The sequence below is a fragment of the Pseudomonas sp. 102515 genome (assembly GCF_031085165.1).
Classification (GTDB): domain Bacteria; phylum Pseudomonadota; class Gammaproteobacteria; order Pseudomonadales; family Pseudomonadaceae; genus Chryseomonas.
Map to the genome: position 1 here is coordinate 571,079 of NZ_JAVHTY010000003.1, position 15,615 is coordinate 586,693.

The 15,615-nt window shown below is 62.1% G+C and carries 18 protein-coding genes and 1 pseudogene; 2 read left to right on the top strand and 17 right to left on the bottom strand.

Annotation, left to right across the window (positions count from 1 at the left end):
• Window positions 1-109: 109 nt before the first annotated feature.
• From RCF34_RS14040 to RCF34_RS14080, 10 genes and pseudogenes are all read right to left on the bottom strand, one after another.
• Window positions 110-2,968 carry a conjugative transfer ATPase gene (locus tag RCF34_RS14040; RefSeq protein WP_308708709.1) on the bottom strand — a complete coding sequence of 953 codons (2,859 nt, stop codon included), beginning with the start codon at window positions 2,966-2,968 and terminating at the stop codon, window positions 110-112.
• Window positions 2,968-3,396, bottom strand: a complete 429-nt coding sequence (locus tag RCF34_RS14045) for a TIGR03751 family conjugal transfer lipoprotein (RefSeq protein ID WP_308708710.1) — start codon at window positions 3,394-3,396, stop codon at window positions 2,968-2,970. The genes RCF34_RS14040 and RCF34_RS14045 overlap by 1 nt, the downstream gene beginning before the upstream one ends.
• A complete protein-coding gene (locus tag RCF34_RS14050; RefSeq protein WP_308708711.1) occupies window positions 3,377-4,771 on the bottom strand; it encodes a TIGR03752 family integrating conjugative element protein in 1,395 nt (464 codons plus the stop codon). The genes RCF34_RS14045 and RCF34_RS14050 overlap by 20 nt, the downstream gene beginning before the upstream one ends.
• Window positions 4,758-5,648 (bottom strand): TIGR03749 family integrating conjugative element protein, encoded by an 891-nt coding sequence (locus tag RCF34_RS14055; protein WP_308708712.1) that lies wholly within the window; start codon window positions 5,646-5,648, stop codon window positions 4,758-4,760. Before RCF34_RS14055 ends, RCF34_RS14050 begins: the two co-directional genes overlap by 14 nt.
• Complete coding sequence (locus RCF34_RS14060) at window positions 5,645-6,313, bottom strand: PFL_4703 family integrating conjugative element protein (RefSeq protein ID WP_308708713.1); 669 nt, start codon at window positions 6,311-6,313, stop codon at window positions 5,645-5,647. Before RCF34_RS14060 ends, RCF34_RS14055 begins: the two co-directional genes overlap by 4 nt.
• On the bottom strand, window positions 6,310-6,648 hold the full coding sequence (locus tag RCF34_RS14065; protein WP_374941195.1) for a TIGR03750 family conjugal transfer protein: 339 nt from the start codon (window positions 6,646-6,648) through the stop codon (window positions 6,310-6,312). The genes RCF34_RS14060 and RCF34_RS14065 overlap by 4 nt, the downstream gene beginning before the upstream one ends.
• Window positions 6,621-6,729: pseudogene (locus RCF34_RS23085) on the bottom strand (DUF3487 family protein); the annotation flags it as partial. The gene RCF34_RS14065 and the pseudogene RCF34_RS23085, both read right to left, overlap by 28 nt.
• 21 nt (window positions 6,730-6,750) lie before the next feature.
• On the bottom strand, window positions 6,751-7,122 hold the full coding sequence (locus tag RCF34_RS14070; protein WP_374941196.1) for a TIGR03745 family integrating conjugative element membrane protein: 372 nt from the start codon (window positions 7,120-7,122) through the stop codon (window positions 6,751-6,753).
• 12 nt (window positions 7,123-7,134) lie between these two features.
• On the bottom strand, window positions 7,135-7,374 hold the full coding sequence (locus tag RCF34_RS14075) for a TIGR03758 family integrating conjugative element protein (protein ID WP_308708716.1): 240 nt from the start codon (window positions 7,372-7,374) through the stop codon (window positions 7,135-7,137).
• Window positions 7,371-7,730, bottom strand: a complete 360-nt coding sequence (locus RCF34_RS14080; protein ID WP_308708717.1) for an RAQPRD family integrative conjugative element protein — start codon at window positions 7,728-7,730, stop codon at window positions 7,371-7,373. The genes RCF34_RS14075 and RCF34_RS14080 overlap by 4 nt, the downstream gene beginning before the upstream one ends.
• 502 nt (window positions 7,731-8,232) lie before the next feature.
• On the opposite strand from RCF34_RS14080, the gene RCF34_RS14085 reads away from it, so the two are divergent.
• Window positions 8,233-8,490: a hypothetical protein gene (locus RCF34_RS14085; RefSeq protein ID WP_308708718.1), complete on the top strand. Its 258-nt coding sequence runs from the start codon at window positions 8,233-8,235 to the stop codon at window positions 8,488-8,490.
• A gap of 134 nt (window positions 8,491-8,624) precedes the next feature.
• Here the strand turns inward: RCF34_RS14085 and RCF34_RS14090 are convergent, their stop codons facing one another.
• Complete coding sequence (locus tag RCF34_RS14090) at window positions 8,625-9,512, bottom strand: NAD(P)/FAD-dependent oxidoreductase (protein ID WP_308708719.1); 888 nt, start codon at window positions 9,510-9,512, stop codon at window positions 8,625-8,627.
• Between the two features lie 118 nt (window positions 9,513-9,630).
• On the opposite strand from RCF34_RS14090, the gene RCF34_RS14095 reads away from it, so the two are divergent.
• Complete coding sequence (locus RCF34_RS14095) at window positions 9,631-10,074, top strand: Rrf2 family transcriptional regulator (RefSeq protein WP_282280848.1); 444 nt, start codon at window positions 9,631-9,633, stop codon at window positions 10,072-10,074.
• A 259-nt stretch (window positions 10,075-10,333) separates the two neighbouring features.
• On the opposite strand, the gene RCF34_RS14100 is transcribed toward RCF34_RS14095, so the two are convergent.
• The 6 genes from RCF34_RS14100 to RCF34_RS14125 form a co-directional block, all read right to left on the bottom strand.
• Window positions 10,334-11,056: a DUF4400 domain-containing protein gene (locus tag RCF34_RS14100; RefSeq protein WP_308708720.1), complete on the bottom strand. Its 723-nt coding sequence runs from the start codon at window positions 11,054-11,056 to the stop codon at window positions 10,334-10,336.
• Window positions 11,049-13,139, bottom strand: coding sequence for a type IV conjugative transfer system coupling protein TraD (gene traD, locus RCF34_RS14105; protein WP_308708721.1), 2,091 nt, complete (start codon window positions 13,137-13,139; stop codon window positions 11,049-11,051). The genes RCF34_RS14100 and traD overlap by 8 nt, the downstream gene beginning before the upstream one ends.
• 8 nt (window positions 13,140-13,147) lie before the next feature.
• Window positions 13,148-13,606, bottom strand: a complete 459-nt coding sequence (locus RCF34_RS14110; RefSeq protein WP_308708722.1) for an integrating conjugative element protein — start codon at window positions 13,604-13,606, stop codon at window positions 13,148-13,150.
• A 62-nt stretch (window positions 13,607-13,668) separates the two neighbouring features.
• Entirely contained in the window at window positions 13,669-14,268 is a 600-nt protein-coding gene (locus tag RCF34_RS14115) for a transglycosylase SLT domain-containing protein (protein ID WP_308708723.1), read from the bottom strand.
• Window positions 14,253-14,966 (bottom strand): TIGR03759 family integrating conjugative element protein, encoded by a 714-nt coding sequence (locus tag RCF34_RS14120; RefSeq protein WP_308708724.1) that lies wholly within the window; start codon window positions 14,964-14,966, stop codon window positions 14,253-14,255. Before RCF34_RS14120 ends, RCF34_RS14115 begins: the two co-directional genes overlap by 16 nt.
• Window positions 14,963-15,607 carry a hypothetical protein gene (locus tag RCF34_RS14125; RefSeq protein WP_308708725.1) on the bottom strand — a complete coding sequence of 215 codons (645 nt, stop codon included), beginning with the start codon at window positions 15,605-15,607 and terminating at the stop codon, window positions 14,963-14,965. The genes RCF34_RS14120 and RCF34_RS14125 overlap by 4 nt, the downstream gene beginning before the upstream one ends.
• Between the last annotated feature and the right edge of the window lie 8 nt (window positions 15,608-15,615).

The window sequence follows — 15,615 nt, forward strand, 5'->3', positions numbered from 1 at the left end:
GGTGGAGCATGCAGATTAGGGCATGCGTTTTCTATAAAGCCTATGGCAGTGCGGCGACTGATCATCCCTGCGGATAATGAGCGACAGGTCTGCCTGAGCGGCCGCTCGTTCAGTTAGGCTGCGGCCTAGGAGGGTCAAGGAGGGCCGTGGTAATGCCACGCTGCCGGTCAAGCGCCTCTGCCATTTTGAACGCTGCGTCCAACTCGCTGAGCCCGTCCTGTTGCATATAGCGGTAGCGTTCGGCCTTTTCTTCCGGGTCGGTCATGGCCAAGGCTAGAACCAGGCTCGGTGGTACCACGCGAAAGAGCGTTTCCATCGACTTGGACAGGATAACCCCTTCGCTAAACTTGCCCGCTTCCTTGCGCGCCGAACGCATCAAGGCCTTCTGCGCCGGCGTCAGCTCGCGGAAGCGAGCGATCTTCTCGACCTCGTCGGGAGGCATTGACAGGCAGATCCACCACTCGATCATGTTGAGCATGGGTTCGGCCGCTGCTGGCAAGTCGTCCAGGTTTTGAGTGGCCAGCCAGAACCAGGCGCCGAGCTTTCGCCACATCTTGGTGATCTTGACCACATAGGGTGCCAGCAGTGGGTTCTTGGTGATGATGTGTCCTTCGTCGGTGACGTTGATCAAAGGACGTCCCCGAAACTGATCGCGCTCAGCCAGGTTGTTCACGGCGTTGATGAGGCTAACGTAGGCCACGGCAAGCTGCGCGCCATAGCCCTCCCGGGCAAAGGTCGCCAGATCCACCAGGGTGATGTCAGCCTCAGGCCACGGCGTGCCAGGGCGATCAAAGAGTTCGCCGTCGCTGCCCTGACAAAACAGGCTCATGGCTTCGGCCATTTCCAAGAGGCGGGCGCGTCGAGGTTCGGGAAGGGCGTCGTCGAGCGCCTGCTCGCGCAGCGTGGTGCAGAGGTCACGGGTCAGCACGGGCTGTCCCTGTGCTACACAGCGCTCGGCGGTGGCCAATAGGCAATGGCGCAGCAGGCTTAGGTCGGCACGGGTCATGCGGGCATCTTCGCGTGGATCCCCGCCGGTAATCATCAGGCGCGCGATGATCTCCAGTTCGCCCAGCACATCACGCTGCTCATCCGACGGCTCATCCTCTGCACTGTCGAGCGCTTTGGAGGAGGTCGGTGTGACCAGCCGCCAGGCATCAGCGAAGGGGGCCAGGCTGATGCCGCTGCCCGGTGTAAGGGTTACGCGGTGAACGGATAACCCCAGGCGGGCGGCGAAGTCGGCAAACAACCCAAAGGAGTTACCGGCCTCGACGATGAATAATCGAGGTCGGTACAGCGCGGTCACCTGCTGCAGCAGGTAGTTCAAGGTCGCGCTCTTGCCCGACCCAGTTGGGCCGAACAGAAACAGGTGGGCGTTCATCTGGCGATCCAGGCGGTTGAGCGGGTCGAAGGTCACCAGGCCCCCACCTCGATTGAAGAAGGTGATGCCGGGATGACCCGTTCCGCTACTACGGCCCCAGACCGGCGCAAGGTTCGCGGCATGCTGCACGAACATCAGTTGGCTATACCAATGCCGGCGGTCGGCCGCAGGATCAAAGACGGCGGGTAGCCAACGAAGGTAGCTGTTAAGCGGCGCAACCTCCGCGTCTTCGCGTACCACTTGCAGGCCCGCTGTCAGCAGCACGTTGGTCAGCGTGTGGCAGCGTTGGCGCAGGCTCTCCATCGCCGGTGCGCGCACATAGAACGCCAGCGCGCCTCGATACAACTTATGCTGTCCACCGATTAGGGCTCGGGCCTGCTCGACGTCCTGGCGAGTGTGCAAGGAGGCGAGGGTATCGCCCACGGCCTTGCGCGCCAGGGTATTGAGCTGCGCTTCCAATCCATCCTGCGGCGTTGCGACTACCGTCAGGCACATCACCGTGCCCTCTGGTAGCTGATCCATTACCGCATTGAGGGCCTCACCATGCCGCATCTCACCGCTCAGGTGACCTGCTTCCGGAGGCTGACGCAGTCGATCAACCACCAGGACGCGATGAGGCTGATCGTCGAAGTACCACACCCCTGTTGTTCGGTCTGAGCGAGGTGGCGTGAAGAAAAGGCGCTGCGCAAAATCGGTCCCGCTGGCCAATTCCAAGGCGTCGGGTGGTGTCGTGTCCGGATAGCGGGTCAGGGCGTAGAAGCGTGCCTTGTCGGCATCGGTATGGCCCAGGTGAGTGGGATCGGGATTGAACCAGCGCAGCAGCCAATCGTGGATGGCGGCAGCGTCCAGGCGTGTGCTGGACACACCCGCGCTGGCAAGCGCTGCGGTAAGGCGGTCGCAGGTTGCATTCAGATCCTGCTCAGGCGCTGAGACAGGGCTGCGGCGCGCGGTGGTAGGAATTCGCCGGTAGACAACCATCCGGGTACGGCGGTGCTGCCCACGCCAGGGCAAATGGGTCACGGTGGTGTCGTCGAACAGTCCGCCGGGCTTGCTGACCGCCTGCAGGTGGCGGGCGGTCAGGCGCAGGTAGTAGTCCGTGAAAACGCTGTGGCGGGCGTGAGGGCGGACGTAGTCGGACAGTGTGTCGAGGTAGGTCTCGAAGGCGGGTTCGTCCTGTGAATAGAACTGCACGACCCAGGGGCTCTCGTCGTGCTCATCGAGCGTTTCCTGCAGGGCGGTTTCTACGGCGTCGCGCGCTTGCGCGAACCAGTCAGGCTCGCGTCCTTCTGTCTCCAGCGGTTGCAGCTCGAAGAAGGCTGCCACCGAGCGGCCATCATCCAAGAGCATGCACTGTGAGTCCGGCAGGTATTCCACCCACGGCAAGAGATCGACGAGCGAGGGCGCCTGTGCGTACAGCCTGTCCTGATCCGCCTGGGTAGCGGGCCGGCGTCCGGCCTGGTCCAGGCAGGCGCCTGGGGCGGCCAGCCCGTGCTTGGCCAGCCGCATGACATGGGCCTGCCAGGCATCCGACGAGCGAGGGTCCGGTGTCGTCTGGCGCAGGCGCGGCCAGCGGAGCCAAGCGCGGCGCATCAGTAGTCCTCCACGCGCTCACCGGGCAGGGCGTAGGGTGCGTATCGATAGAGCGGAAACACCGTGCTGTAGCCTGGCACTGGAACAGCCTCCTCACCGGCCAAATGCGGAAAGACATACATCACCAGGTCCGGGTTGGGCAGACGGGGAAATTGCTGATTGAGGGCCTGAGCGCGCTGGCGCAGGTTCGTACGCATGCTGCTGGAGAGGTGCTCATCCCCGACGGACAACGGACGACGAACCAGCTGCCGGGCCTCGTTTAGGCGAGCCTCGGCGCCCTGGACACTGCTCGTGTGGGTACGCCAGAGGTCGAGCATGGTGTGATCACCGGGCGGCAGTAGCGTGTCCTTGCTGGCGCAGCCCGCCAGCGCTAGGGCTAGCAGCGGAGTGGCAAGCGCGAAAGTCACATCAGTCCAAGGGTGCTGCATGGAAGCCTCCTGTCAGGTGATGAACTCGTCGCCCCTGAGGGGCGTAATCCAGCGTGACGGGCCGCTCCAGGTGCACCGCAACCTGGGCGCCGGGCTTGACGTACACCGCCGCGAAGGCTTGGCCATAGAACCGATTGACCCACTGCGACAGGTCCTGCATGCCACTGGCCAGGATTTGGTTGAGCGCCCCCTGTCCGGACGTGCTGGTGGTGCCGAACGTGCCGGCGCCGCTGAAGACGGCATGCGTGCCCTTGTCGGCTGACAGGAGCGATGCCGCGCCGGCACCTGCAGCGGTGATCAAGGCTTGCGAGCCCAGGTACTGAGCGGCATTGCTACGCCGCTCGCCTGCTACGCAGGGAATGCCCTGGTCATCGCTGATCCAGCCCAGGGCGTTGTCCGCCGACTCACCGCGCCGGGCCTGGCCGCTGGGCAGGTCATCGTCAGGCAGAGTGCGGATCGTGCCGTCGGTAAAGACGAAGGTCAGGCTGCGGATCTGTCCGCGGACGCAGGACAAGGTCCAGTCGCCAGAGGCCGTTCCGCTAACCACGGCGCCGGCCACGTCGGGTAATTCGATGCCGTTGGCGGTCAGGTTGTCCGGGCCGATCAGCACCTTAAAGGGGTAGGGGTCATTCACCGTGCCGTCGACGGGAACGCGGCCGATCAGGGCCGTCATGGCGACCGAGCCCACCAGGGTGGCATTGGCTGGCAAGGTATAGACCGGTTTGGCCGGAGCATCAGGCGCGTGGCTCATTCGGTCGTCAGGGACTGGGGCAGGTGGCGACTCAGAGGCTAATCCAAGCTGCAGTGGGTGCGCTTGGCTCTTGCCGGGCGCAGCGTCAGGCGGCACATCGCTTGGCTCAATCCAGCGCAGTGGTACTTCAGTCGACCCCTCTTGGGTGGGCTCCAGGCCGAGTCCTACCGGCAGCTCCGTGGCATCGCCCTGTGCGGGGGTGTGCAGGCGCTGCTTGACGTCGTTGAGCAGTTGTTCGGTCTGCTGCCGTTCACGCGCCAGCTGCTCCTGAGCCTGCTGCCGCTGCGCCCGCTCAGCCTGCAGGGCGTGTTCGATTCGCTGATCGACCAGCGCGGTTGCATCCTCAGGACGGCCGGACGCCTGACGCGAGTGCTGCACATCGCGCGTCGCAGTCTCCAGTTCCTGACGCAGCTGCTTGACCTGCGCCACCAGGGTCGCGACGGTATCCCGAGGGGAGTCACCTTCAATCCCCAGGGCGGCGCGTTCCTCGCGGGTCAGCGCATGAGCGGTTTCGGGGTCAACATCAGACGTACTGGATGACCCGGTGCATCGCGTAAGGCCGATAGCAGCCATCATTCCGGCCAGGGGAATGGCTGCCCATTTGAGTAGGCTACTGATCTTCATCGACATTACCGTGGCGCAGCGCGGGCAAGACAGGAGGGCGAGGTGTGACGTCTGGGAAGGGCGTGATCCTGGGGAGCAAGGCGCCCCGCAGTCCCTGGTGGCGAGTGACGAGATAAACCACTGTGGTATCGGTAGCCTGACCGGACGGGCCAAGGTCGGGGTGCTGGAAGGTGGCGGCCACAAAGTCGCCCTGTAGTGCCTCGGGTACCAACGCGATAGGACGTGCGCTTTGATTGCTCAGGCGAACTGCGGTGACTCGCAGGTGCTGCAGTTGCCAGACGGCAAGGGCGTGTGCCCTAACCAGTAGCCCCGGCAACAGGCTGTCCAGCGGCAGCGCTTTCTCCACCGCGACGGAGCGAATGCCCTCGACCGGCTCGAGGGTGCGTAAGGGTGCATAGAGACGCTGCGCGGCATAGCGGGTCAGGGTCATCGCAAGGGCCGCGTCCGGAACGCTCTGCGCAGTACCGGCTTCAGGCGTAGTCGGCGCGGGCCGCGACTCTTCGTCTGGCGCATCCAGAACGATACGAATCGGCTCCGCTGCCGGTCGCCCCGATTTGGCCGGCTCTGCGGCGACGTCGAGCAGGATGATCATGCCCGTCTGCACATCCTGTACCTGCAGCCGCGTGGGCGGAAGCACGGTGCTGGCGCTTAGGTACAGCGCGCCGCCGGTACTTTGGATACGCAAGCGATCACCTAGAGCTGTAGGGATGCCAACGCGCACCTTGCGGTCGAGGAACACGACACGCTCCTGACCTACCGTGAGCGGCACTGCGAGGGGCAGGCGCTTCCAGTGGAGGATCTGTGTGGCCTGACCGGGTGCTGCCACACCGAGCCCAAGGAACAGCGCGGCGAGCAGGGATAGGGGCTGGCGAGTCATGTGGCGGCTCCTGGGGCTTGAGCAGGCGTCGGGTCCGGATGGATGTCGATGCGTTGTGGCGGCTGGGCATAGCAGTCCAGCGCAAGGCCGAACGGGTTGTGCTCAGGATCTTGATCCAGCCTTACGACCTTGAGCTGGTAGCGCACCAGCGCCCGCTTGATCTGCTCGCTGCTGTAGTACTCGTCCGCCGTCAGATCCAGCGTGACGATCCAGTCGCGAGTCGAGATCACCCTGACCCGACCCGCCGGGTCCTCGCCGTAGCCGCGCCCTGGGATCTCGTAGACTCCCCGGACGCGTAACCGCAGCTCGCCGTTGGCGCGGCGACGCTGATAGTCCTGCTCGAGGAAGGCCTGGCAGGCGGGCGTAAGGTAGGCCGAGAGGGTTTTGAGGTTGCGCGGGTAATCCGCCTCGCCATCGCTGGGCCAGCGTTGCAGCTGCTGCCAGATGTAGAAGGCGAAGGCATAGACGTTTTCGGGCGGTACGTCCCACCAGGGTCGGGTGCTGCCTGAACGCAGGTCAGGCGGGATGTGGATGGTCAAATCTCGCGGTGCGCTCCACCAGCCAAGGCCCAGTAGCAATGCCAGTAGGGCCAGGGCACCGGCGGCCAGGCGAAGGGTGCGTATGTGCGCCTGCAGATGCACGATTTCGTGGCGAAAGCGGCTCATGACCAGCGCTCCCCTTCACGCAGGACCGGCCGGGAGCGTCGTGTGCTCCAGGTGCCTGAGCGCAGGATCAACGCCTGTCCGCCGACCCAGGCGGCCAGGAGGGGGAGGCGGGTTGCTACCTGCCATTGCAGGTGCCGATGCAGCCAGGTGTCAGGTCGTCCGCGCTTGAGGGTCTGCAGCGCTCCGCTACTCAGGTAGAGCCCAATCGCCAGGGTGATGAGGATGCCGGTGGGCAGCACCGCCAGCTGCCCAACCACAACCGCCAGTGGCAGACTCAGCCCTAGCCCGACCAACGCAAACAGCGTGGTGGCAAACCAGAGCTCGTCCGCGGTCAGCCCTCGGACAACGGCCGGTTGGCGATTGAGTCGGTGGGGCAGGAACAGAACCTGGCCGTCTTCGGCGCGTACGGTCTCCATGGTGAGGGGCAGCTCCTCGTGTCAGAGCACACCGATGGCGGTGGTCAGTAGCCAGATCCCCACGACCAACAGCATGGCGCCTACGGCTACGGTGAGACCAAATTGCCCCCAGGTGGCGCGGCCGGTATGGATCTCGGAGTAGCGGGTATAGGCGTGGTAGCACACGCCTATAAACATGGACGCCACAACCAGCAGAGCGACCAGCATGACGATGTCGTAGCCATAGTTCTGCAGGGTTTGCAGGATGCCGGTGCCCTGCCCCCGGGTGGGCGCTTCCATCTTGGGCAGGCCAGCGGCGTGGGCTCCTTCAATCAACCCGATACCGCTGACGGCCGTCAGGGGTTGAGCAAGATGGCGAGGGCAGGTACGCAACAACGACGTAGACACGTTCAGGTCCTCCATGGGTCAGGAGAGCAGTAGAAAAATCAGGGCCACGTACAGGAAGAAAAAACGCACCGCGACGCCCAGCAGCTGGCGTTGGGTCATGCGGTGTTCGGCCCAGCTCACGAAGGCCGTGCGTAGGGCCCACACGCCCCAGAGCTGAAAGACGGCAAAGACCAGGCTCAGCACGACCGTGGAGACGGCAGCAGGGGTGAAGCCACCGCTGGCCTGAAAGGCCGTGCTTTGTGCGGCGGAGAGGGTCATGGCGAGGACGCCTCATGTGGATCAACCTCGCGAACGTAGTCACCTGCCAGCGGTTGCAGATCCCTGGGCTGGGCACGAGACGGTGTTAGGTAGTGTTCGATGCCCTGCCGGACGCGCTGCAGGTCTTCCTGCAGACGGGCATAGTCGAAGTGGTAGCGCGTACCTTCGGGCGTTGACAACGCAGCGGTCTGGACGGCCAAGCGTTCGGTGATCGTTAGTTGCCGGATGACGGCAGCTAGCTGCTCACGTTCAGCGTCACTGTCGCCCGCCCGCGCATGGGGGGTGCTTAGGGCAACCGAGAGCGATGTGAGGAGGAGTGGCCAGTGAAGTAGGGCAGGGCCTTTGCGCGTTGCCATCTTGCTCGCATCCTGAGCGATTCGATGGCGCGAAGGTGCCGTTTACTGGAGCGTTACACCGCAGAAAATCCGATTCAGCGCGTACCCAGTTTTCTGTGGACGGCGGCCTCACCGAGAAAGCGGAGCGCATGCCAGCCGGTTTGTTGGTTGCAACCGATAACTACGGACGTTAGATTTTGGCTGTCGTGGTCAATCCCGCGACCGGGCGTCAGAACCCGTTAAACCAGGGCGCGGCAGCGTCATAGCCAGGCGAATATGGGTCGTTTGATCCGTTCCGCTTTTCTATGGCAGGCCGTGCGGGGCAGGCTATTGCCTGGCCGGTTCCCTTGGTTTCCGGTTTCTGACCCCCGTACGGTCTGCCACCACTTCTGCGTCAGAACGGATGGTGGCAGCTCCTTAATCAAACCAGGGAGCATAAGTAGAATGCCTCGTCCTCCTTTTAAGCTCGGGCTCCGCCTGGCACATCCAACTACGTGTCTTACCTCTCGCACGGAGGTGTGCCATGACTAGTCGCACCAGCACCATTGTTCCTTTTCCAACGCCTCTGCTTCGGGCGCGCCAGCCAGACTTCGAGTCAGATACGCCGGAAGCCGAAGCGGAGTTGCGCGTGTCAGTGCTGAACGATCTGCTGGATCAGTTGGCGTCTGAGTCGGTAGAGAACGGAGAACTTCGTCAGCAACTGCTTGCGTCGATGATGCGCGAGTTGCTTAACGATGTTGTCGTGCTTTACCGCCAAGCCCTGACAGAAGCACGACGTTAACAACCCTCTTGAGCAATGACGCTGCACCTGTCAGATAAGGTAGCGCTGGCAGGTGCGCTACTGTCTTTGCCAAGAAGACAGGTTAATACGTGCTAGTGCTTTGGTAGAAAGCCGGCGGCCCGAAGTTGCTTCGCTCAGCGAAAGATCAACGACTGGTGAGCTGCGCCACCTGTGCGAGCACCGTCGCCGACTGCGATCGCCACGTTACCGGCAGCCACTGCCGCATCTCCGCAGGCAAACACCCCTGCTACGCTGGTTTCCCGCATCTGGTCTACGGTGAGGAAGTTGCCCAAGGGACCGCTTTCAACGGCAAGGCCCAACTGCTTGATCAGGGGGTTGTTCAGATGCGTGCGTGGTTGGACGAACAGTCCTGCAAGAGTAATCACACGACCACTGGCCAGCGTTACTTCCAACCGCTCCCCGCCAATAGAAACAACCTGCTCTTGCTCGAGCGAAACGCCACGCTGTGCAAGCTTCTCGCTTTGCTCTGCATCGGGCTGGAAGGTGCCGTTAAGGAACAAGGTTGTTGCTCCCCAATCAGGCAGCATTAGGGCCTGATGGATAGCGAGTGGTGAGCTAGCCAGGACACCGATGTTTCCTTTGTCCAGCTCATACCCATGGCAGTAAGGGCAGTGGAAGACCTGTCGCCCCCAGCGCTCAGCCAAGCCAGGAATATCTGGTAGCTCATCGGTGACGCCGGAAGCCAGAATCAGCCGACGGGCATTGAAGGTGAGGCCATCGCTTGTAGCGATAGAGATCACATCGGCCTGTTTCTCTGCTGCAACCGCAGACGCGTCATGCCAGGTGACGGATGGGTAGGCGAGTAGTTGCCGACGTGCTTGGTCAGCAATTGCATCTGGGCTGTTGCCGTCTTGCCCCAGGAACCCATGAGACATGGCAGCAAATCGATTACGGCGTTGCGCAGCATCAATCACCAATACAGAACGGCGCGCCCTAGCCAGTTGCATGGCAGCGGACACACCGGCGTAGCTACCCCCCACAACGACCACATCGTAGATCATGGAATTTCCCTTTTGAATTTCAGGAAACAACATAAGTTACGTGATGAGCGAAAGTCTAGGTCTTGTAACTTTTCCTGTGTCGAGAGATGCTGGCCGGCTTGAATGAGGCTTTTGAGCTATGAGAAATGACACGCGCCTATCGCGGATGCTGCATACGCTGATTCACATGGCTCGCCATGAACAGCCTGCGACGTCTGACACCTTGGCTCAGATGCTGAGTACCAATCCGGTAGTAGTGCGCAGGACGATGGCCCTGCTCAAGGAGCAGGGGTACGTTCGTTCTGAAAAGGGTCATCGGGGAGGGTGGATGCTGGCAAAGCCCCTTGCACAGATCACACTGCTAGATATCCATCAGGCGCTCGGGTCGTCGTCGATTTTCGCCATAGGTTTGGCGACCGATCATCCTGAATGTCTGGTTGAGCGAGCCGTAAACAATGCGCTGACCGAGGCATTCGATGCCGCGCAGGCTTTGCTGCTGACGCGCCTGCGAAGTATCACGCTGCAGCAGCTAGCGGATGACTTCGAACAGCATGCTGAGCTACTTGAGACGACCAGAGCGTAACGTCTTCATGAGATTCCGGCTGATCCCTAAAGCCCTGTCTGGAAGCAGCTTCTATCCTCAGGTGATGAAGTAAAAGGACCGCTCGTTGGGCGGCTTATCGTGCTTGGCTTGATGAGCAAACAGCTGGAAAACTGCTAAGGGTTATATCTAGGCTCGCACGATCAATAAACAGTGCAGGGTTCCACGTGAAACGTGTCTTAGCCTGGCTGGCGATCACTGCCCTAGATGTCTTGCTTGATGGAATAGCCAAAGCTGTTCATCAGAGATGCTTCTTGAAAGTCCCAATGGCAATTGCGGCCATCAGGCCTGACAGGATCGCACTCACAATCGCAAAGCTGGCAATAGACAGGCTGATGGGCAGTACCAGGTACATGAACCCTGGCAGCAGTGTCAGTGGAACGAAGAGGGCCTTCGCGCGGTGATGGAGATAGCCCGATTCACGCTGTACGTTGAAGCGACGCACTTGCCGTCGGACCAAGCCGTCTACGGTACCGACGAGCACGCTCAGTATCAGCAGAGGCAGTGCCTGAAGCAGCAGTAGGCTTCGTATGCCAACGCTCAGCGTGCTGTGCCGAGCTGCAGATAAAGCCTCTTTTAGCCCCGAACGTTCTTTTGCCCAAGGCAAACGCGGCGTCTTATAGCCAAGGATGCTGGGTACGGCTGGGAGCCTGCCCTGCAGCTCGATCCATGGGTTGGATAGCGCCATGAGCTGCACTGAGCGTTTGGTATTTAGCCACGTACGGGAGATCGACTGCCATCGATCCGGCCAAGGCATGCGGGCGAGATCGCGTCGATCCTGCTCGTAAAGGATCTGCGCGTGCAGATCGCGGTTATCCGGCCAAACGAACAGCATGCCGAAGCCTTCCAGCAAAAGCCGAAGGAGCAGCGCGGCGCACAGCAGGCCCAGGACGGTAAAGGGCAGTAGCAGAAGCTGGGTAAACCCTCCGTAACGACGCGGCTGGGCGTCTACAGCTTCACTCATGAGGAGATGCCTCAGCAATCGAAGTCACCGGTGGCTCTGGGGCGGTCGGGAGTGGTGAGTCTGGTTCGCCAGATGGCTCAGCCGTCTTGGGTCCGAACGGGCGCCGACGCATGGCAGCGGTCAACGCGCGAAGATCAGCCGGTAAATCATCATCGGTGTCTGGTAGCGGTAAGGGCATGCGCACCTTCCAAAGCGCGCCGCCTTCAAGCAGCGCAAAGCACTGCCCCTTGGGTAACGCGACGAGATGAGCAGGCTCAATCAGAGGCCGGCGGGAGCCCACGAGCTGATCTTGGGTGCTGGAGGTGAAGACACTGGCGGCCTGTGGATCAGAGGTATCGGTGACGCTACTGGATTGCGCGGGTGTATAGACGTCGACCTGGGGGAGTTGGCGGGTCAGCAGTTCGGCTGTGGCTGTTTCGCGTACCCGCAGCATGAACAGGTTGTTGAAGTTGCCAATCACCTGACCTGCCTTGGCGCGATTACCTAGGCGCGCCTCGATATCCGACAGGGTCTGGGTATAGGCCGTCACCTGAACGCCAGCGCCGCCGCCCTTGTTGACCAGGGGAATAAACTCATCACCCATCAGTTCGTTGAACTCATCGGCGTGCAGATTGATGGTTGGCTTGGTGCCTGGCTTGCCACCGGGTAATCCACTGTCGACGCCGAACTTGTAGAGGTGTCCCGCCACCGAAACCAGATCCGCGAACATGGAATTGCCTACGGCTGCGGCGACCTCGGCATCGGACAGGGCATCCAGGCCCACATAAACAATGGCGCGTTGGCGAACGACTTGCAGCCAGTCGAAGATCGGCCGCGGATCTTGCAGATCCTCATAGTCCGGCGAGAGCAACTGGACGATCTTGCCCGTGGTGAGCTTCTCCAGCAGCGGCAGGAGGGACGCCACAATCTTGTCGAAAAAGCTGCGCTCGTAGCGCACGGCGCTGCGCAGGCCATCGAGCACCGGATCGAAGTGATGCGTACTGGAAAGGTACTGCTCGAGGGCAACGACTCGGATCTCCCGCCCAATCATGTGCCGCGGCAGATTACGGTTGTTCAATCCCGCCTCAAGCTTGAGGATCGCCTCCCACGCCTCGGGCTCACGTGTGGCGAAGTAGTGTTCGGCGTACTGAATAAACAGCGCATCGATGTTGATGACATAGCGCTGGATCAACCGATAGTCAGGGCGCTGACCCAGCTCCACTAGAGCGCGCGCGATGATGTTGACGAAGCGCCAGGCAAACTCGCGAAAGGCGGCGCTATCGCCTTCACCTGAGAGTTGCCCGGCAAGACGAGTAGCCACCTCGGAGATACGACCAAAACGGCCGACGGCGTTGTACCGAGCCGAGCTGTCGGGCCAGCCCAGGTGGAACACCAAAAACTCCTGTTCACGGCCGGCGCGTTTGGCTTCGGCGTACATCCGCTTGAGCAGATCTGCATCGCCTTTGGGATCGAACACGATGACCACTTCATGCTCGCCCTGCGCATTGCGGCGGCGGATGTCCTGCGCAATGAAGAGCTCGGCCAGCCGCGTCTTGCCGACCCGCGTTGTACCCAGTACCAGCGTATGGCCCACACGCTCGTTCAAGGGTAGGCAGACGTCTTGCTCGTCAGGCTCGACGCCATGCAGGCGAGGTAAACCGCCAATGGCGGCTTGAGTCAGGTGACCGCGCCGCGAAGGCTGTTTGAAAAGGTGTTGGATAAAGCGGTCGTACCGGCTTGGCTCGACATAGCGGCGGCACTGCGGCAAATAAGTTTCGAGCAAGCGTTGGGTATGCCGCGCCTCCCAGCGAAACCCACGGCCGATGAACAGCGTCTGCGTGCTGACCGGTATCGCAGCGCTGGACAAGGTGTAGGCAGGCAGCCGCCGGAGATTACGTCGGTAACGCAGGATGCGATGGGCCTGATACAGCCGTACAGCGGCGAGGCATAGGAATGCCATTGTGGCGAACGAGGCCATTGGGGCTGGAAGCCCAAGCGTCTCGGGGAGGAAGACAACAAGGCCAGCCGCTAACGTGCAGGCGGCGACGCTGTAGAACTCCACGGCTGGACGAAGCCAGCGCTCATAGCCGGTTGGATGGGACATGGCCTGCGCTACCTGTCATCCGCAATTGGCAGGAGCAGCACAGGGTAGTGGTGCAGCCCCAGGCGTTGGGCGAGGTCATCCCCCGAGGTTGGAATGAGAGTGAGGTCGGGGGCCAGGCGCCGAAGTTCGGCCAAGGCCGCGGCAGTGTCGATATTTACCACCAGGCCAATAGCCTGCTGGTCCTTCAGCTGCCGCTGCTTCTGGCTCAGCCAATGACGTGAGTACTCATCATCACCGATGAGAAACAGGGGGCTAAGCCCAGGTGCTTGGAGCGCTCGTGTCGAAGCTTCGCCTGGAGTCAGTCTTTGCGACCGCACCGGTAGCATTGCGGTCTCAGCCTCGTAAGCATCGGCAGGAAATAGGGTCACAGTGGCCGTGCGTGGTGGAGCTGTTCGTTTGAACGGCTCGAAGTACGGCCGGGTGGAAACACCTCCCTCGTGACCCACCACGATGAGTGGGTCCGCCATTGCCTGCAGGGATAGCCATCCCGTACCGAGTACGAACAGCGAGCGTCTTCCGAACCCAGGTCTCACGGCAGCTCTCCCACCTGCAGTCCACTGGCTACCTGACCCTGTAGGCGATCCAGATGCGCCTGGACGAGGCGCTGATAGCGTGCGGCAAGTGCGCCGCCGGCCGGGCGGTGATAGCGGCCGATGGCGGCTGGCCAGTCAGGCGCGGCTGCGCGCTGCTCGACGAGGATCGCAGCGGCAATCGCAAGGTTTTGATAGGGGTCTACCAAGTCACACGGATGGGTGACGCGATGGCGGTGGTAACCCAGGTTGATCTGGCCGAGACCCACGTCGATTTTGCGGTCTGGGGTGCTGTCCATGGCCTTCACCAGGCCGCTGCACGCCGTATGGCGATTGGCAAACCGCTTGGCCTCGCCAGCCACGTTCAGGGTCCAGGGCCATGGCACTGATCGTCCTTGCCAGCGTCGGCCGCTTTCCTGCAGTGCTATGGCATACAGAACCAGAGAGGGAACGCCGGCATGCTGGGCCGCAAGCTGATAGGCCGGTGGCGGCAGCTGAGGTTGCGCCCAGGCGGCGACACTGGCCAAAGCCAACAACAAAAACCCCAGGCCAGCGACTGCTTGATGACGCCTTGCTGGCGTGGCTACTGGCGCTGCCATTGTCCATTCACCCGCTGTGCGACGAAGGGCAATTCGCCGGTAAGGCCTAGCGACTGAAAGCGGCCATTGTCATGGTTAAGGGTAATGGTCCGCTGCTGAACGCGCGTGGGATCCAGGCGAGCCTGACGCGCCCAACGCCGTAGTCGTGCGTCATCGCCTTTGCTATCCACCAGGTACAGGTCGAAGGCCCGACCCTGTGCCTGCATCTGCCGAACACGTTCAAGGCAGGGCGGGCAGTCCGCTTTGACGAATACGGAAAGGCGCGCTTCCTCGGCCACCTTGTCATCCTCGAGCGTGACCCGCTGCAAGTCAGGCGCAAGGCGCTGCCAGGCAGCGTCGTAGGCGCGCTGATAGGTCAGCAGTTTCTCGACGCGTCGGGCCTCAGCTCTGACCTGCAACTCCGCATAGCGCGTACGCTCTTCGTCACTGCGCGCCTCGATACCCAAGGCGGTTAACGGGTCCAGGTGCGGCGCGTAGATACCCAGCGGTCCCTGCATCAGCTCGCGATAGCGGGCCCATTCATTGGCCTGCAGACCCCAGGCCTGGGCCTGTGCGTCCTCGCTCAGGATGAGTCGGCTGTGTTGGGTATCGCTCCAATGCGTCTGGTCGTGGGAGGCGGGCGCAGGAGATGCCTGAACAGCCTGAAGAGAGCTGAGGATCAGGCTAAGCAACGCGGTAGCAGGTAACCGTTGTGTCATCGCGTGTCTCCTCCAGGCAGCGGCAGACGCCGCACCAGGCCATCCACCCGAAATGTCGCGGTGTCCTGGGTCAAGCCGGTGAGCTGCCATTGGCCCAAGGACTCACCCACGCGGAGCAGCGTGACGGCGTTGAGCCCTTCCTGGTGAACTGGTAACAGGGACAGAAAGGTGTGGCCGCCACGTTGCTCTGCACCGAGTAGCTGAAAGGGCGGTTTGGACGCCTTGGCCTTTGGTGCAGGTCGTGCCGGTGTTTGGCGCTTCTCGCGAGGCGCCGTTGCCTGGTGCTTCAGGGCGTGCAACTGAGCCTCAAGTCGGTCAGTGCGTTGTTGCAAGGTCAGCACGTCCGCAGCCTGGGCATGCTTTTCTTGTTGCTGGACAACGGCAGCCAGGCTGGCTTTAAGGTCCTCGCGTACTGCGCTTAGCTCGGTCAGGCTGACCAGGCGCTCTGGCGTTGGCAGGGCATCCAGTCGGGCAGTGAGGGTGGCCATATCTGCCTGCAGCGCATGAAGGTTCGGCTGGTCATCGTGTTGAGCTAGTTGCTGACGCAGGCGCGATTGGCCCATGTGGTCATGCACGATCAGGATGCTGAGTGCGAGTAACCAGGCGGCGCCGCCCAGGCGTTGTAGGCGATCAGCACGCATGGCCAAAA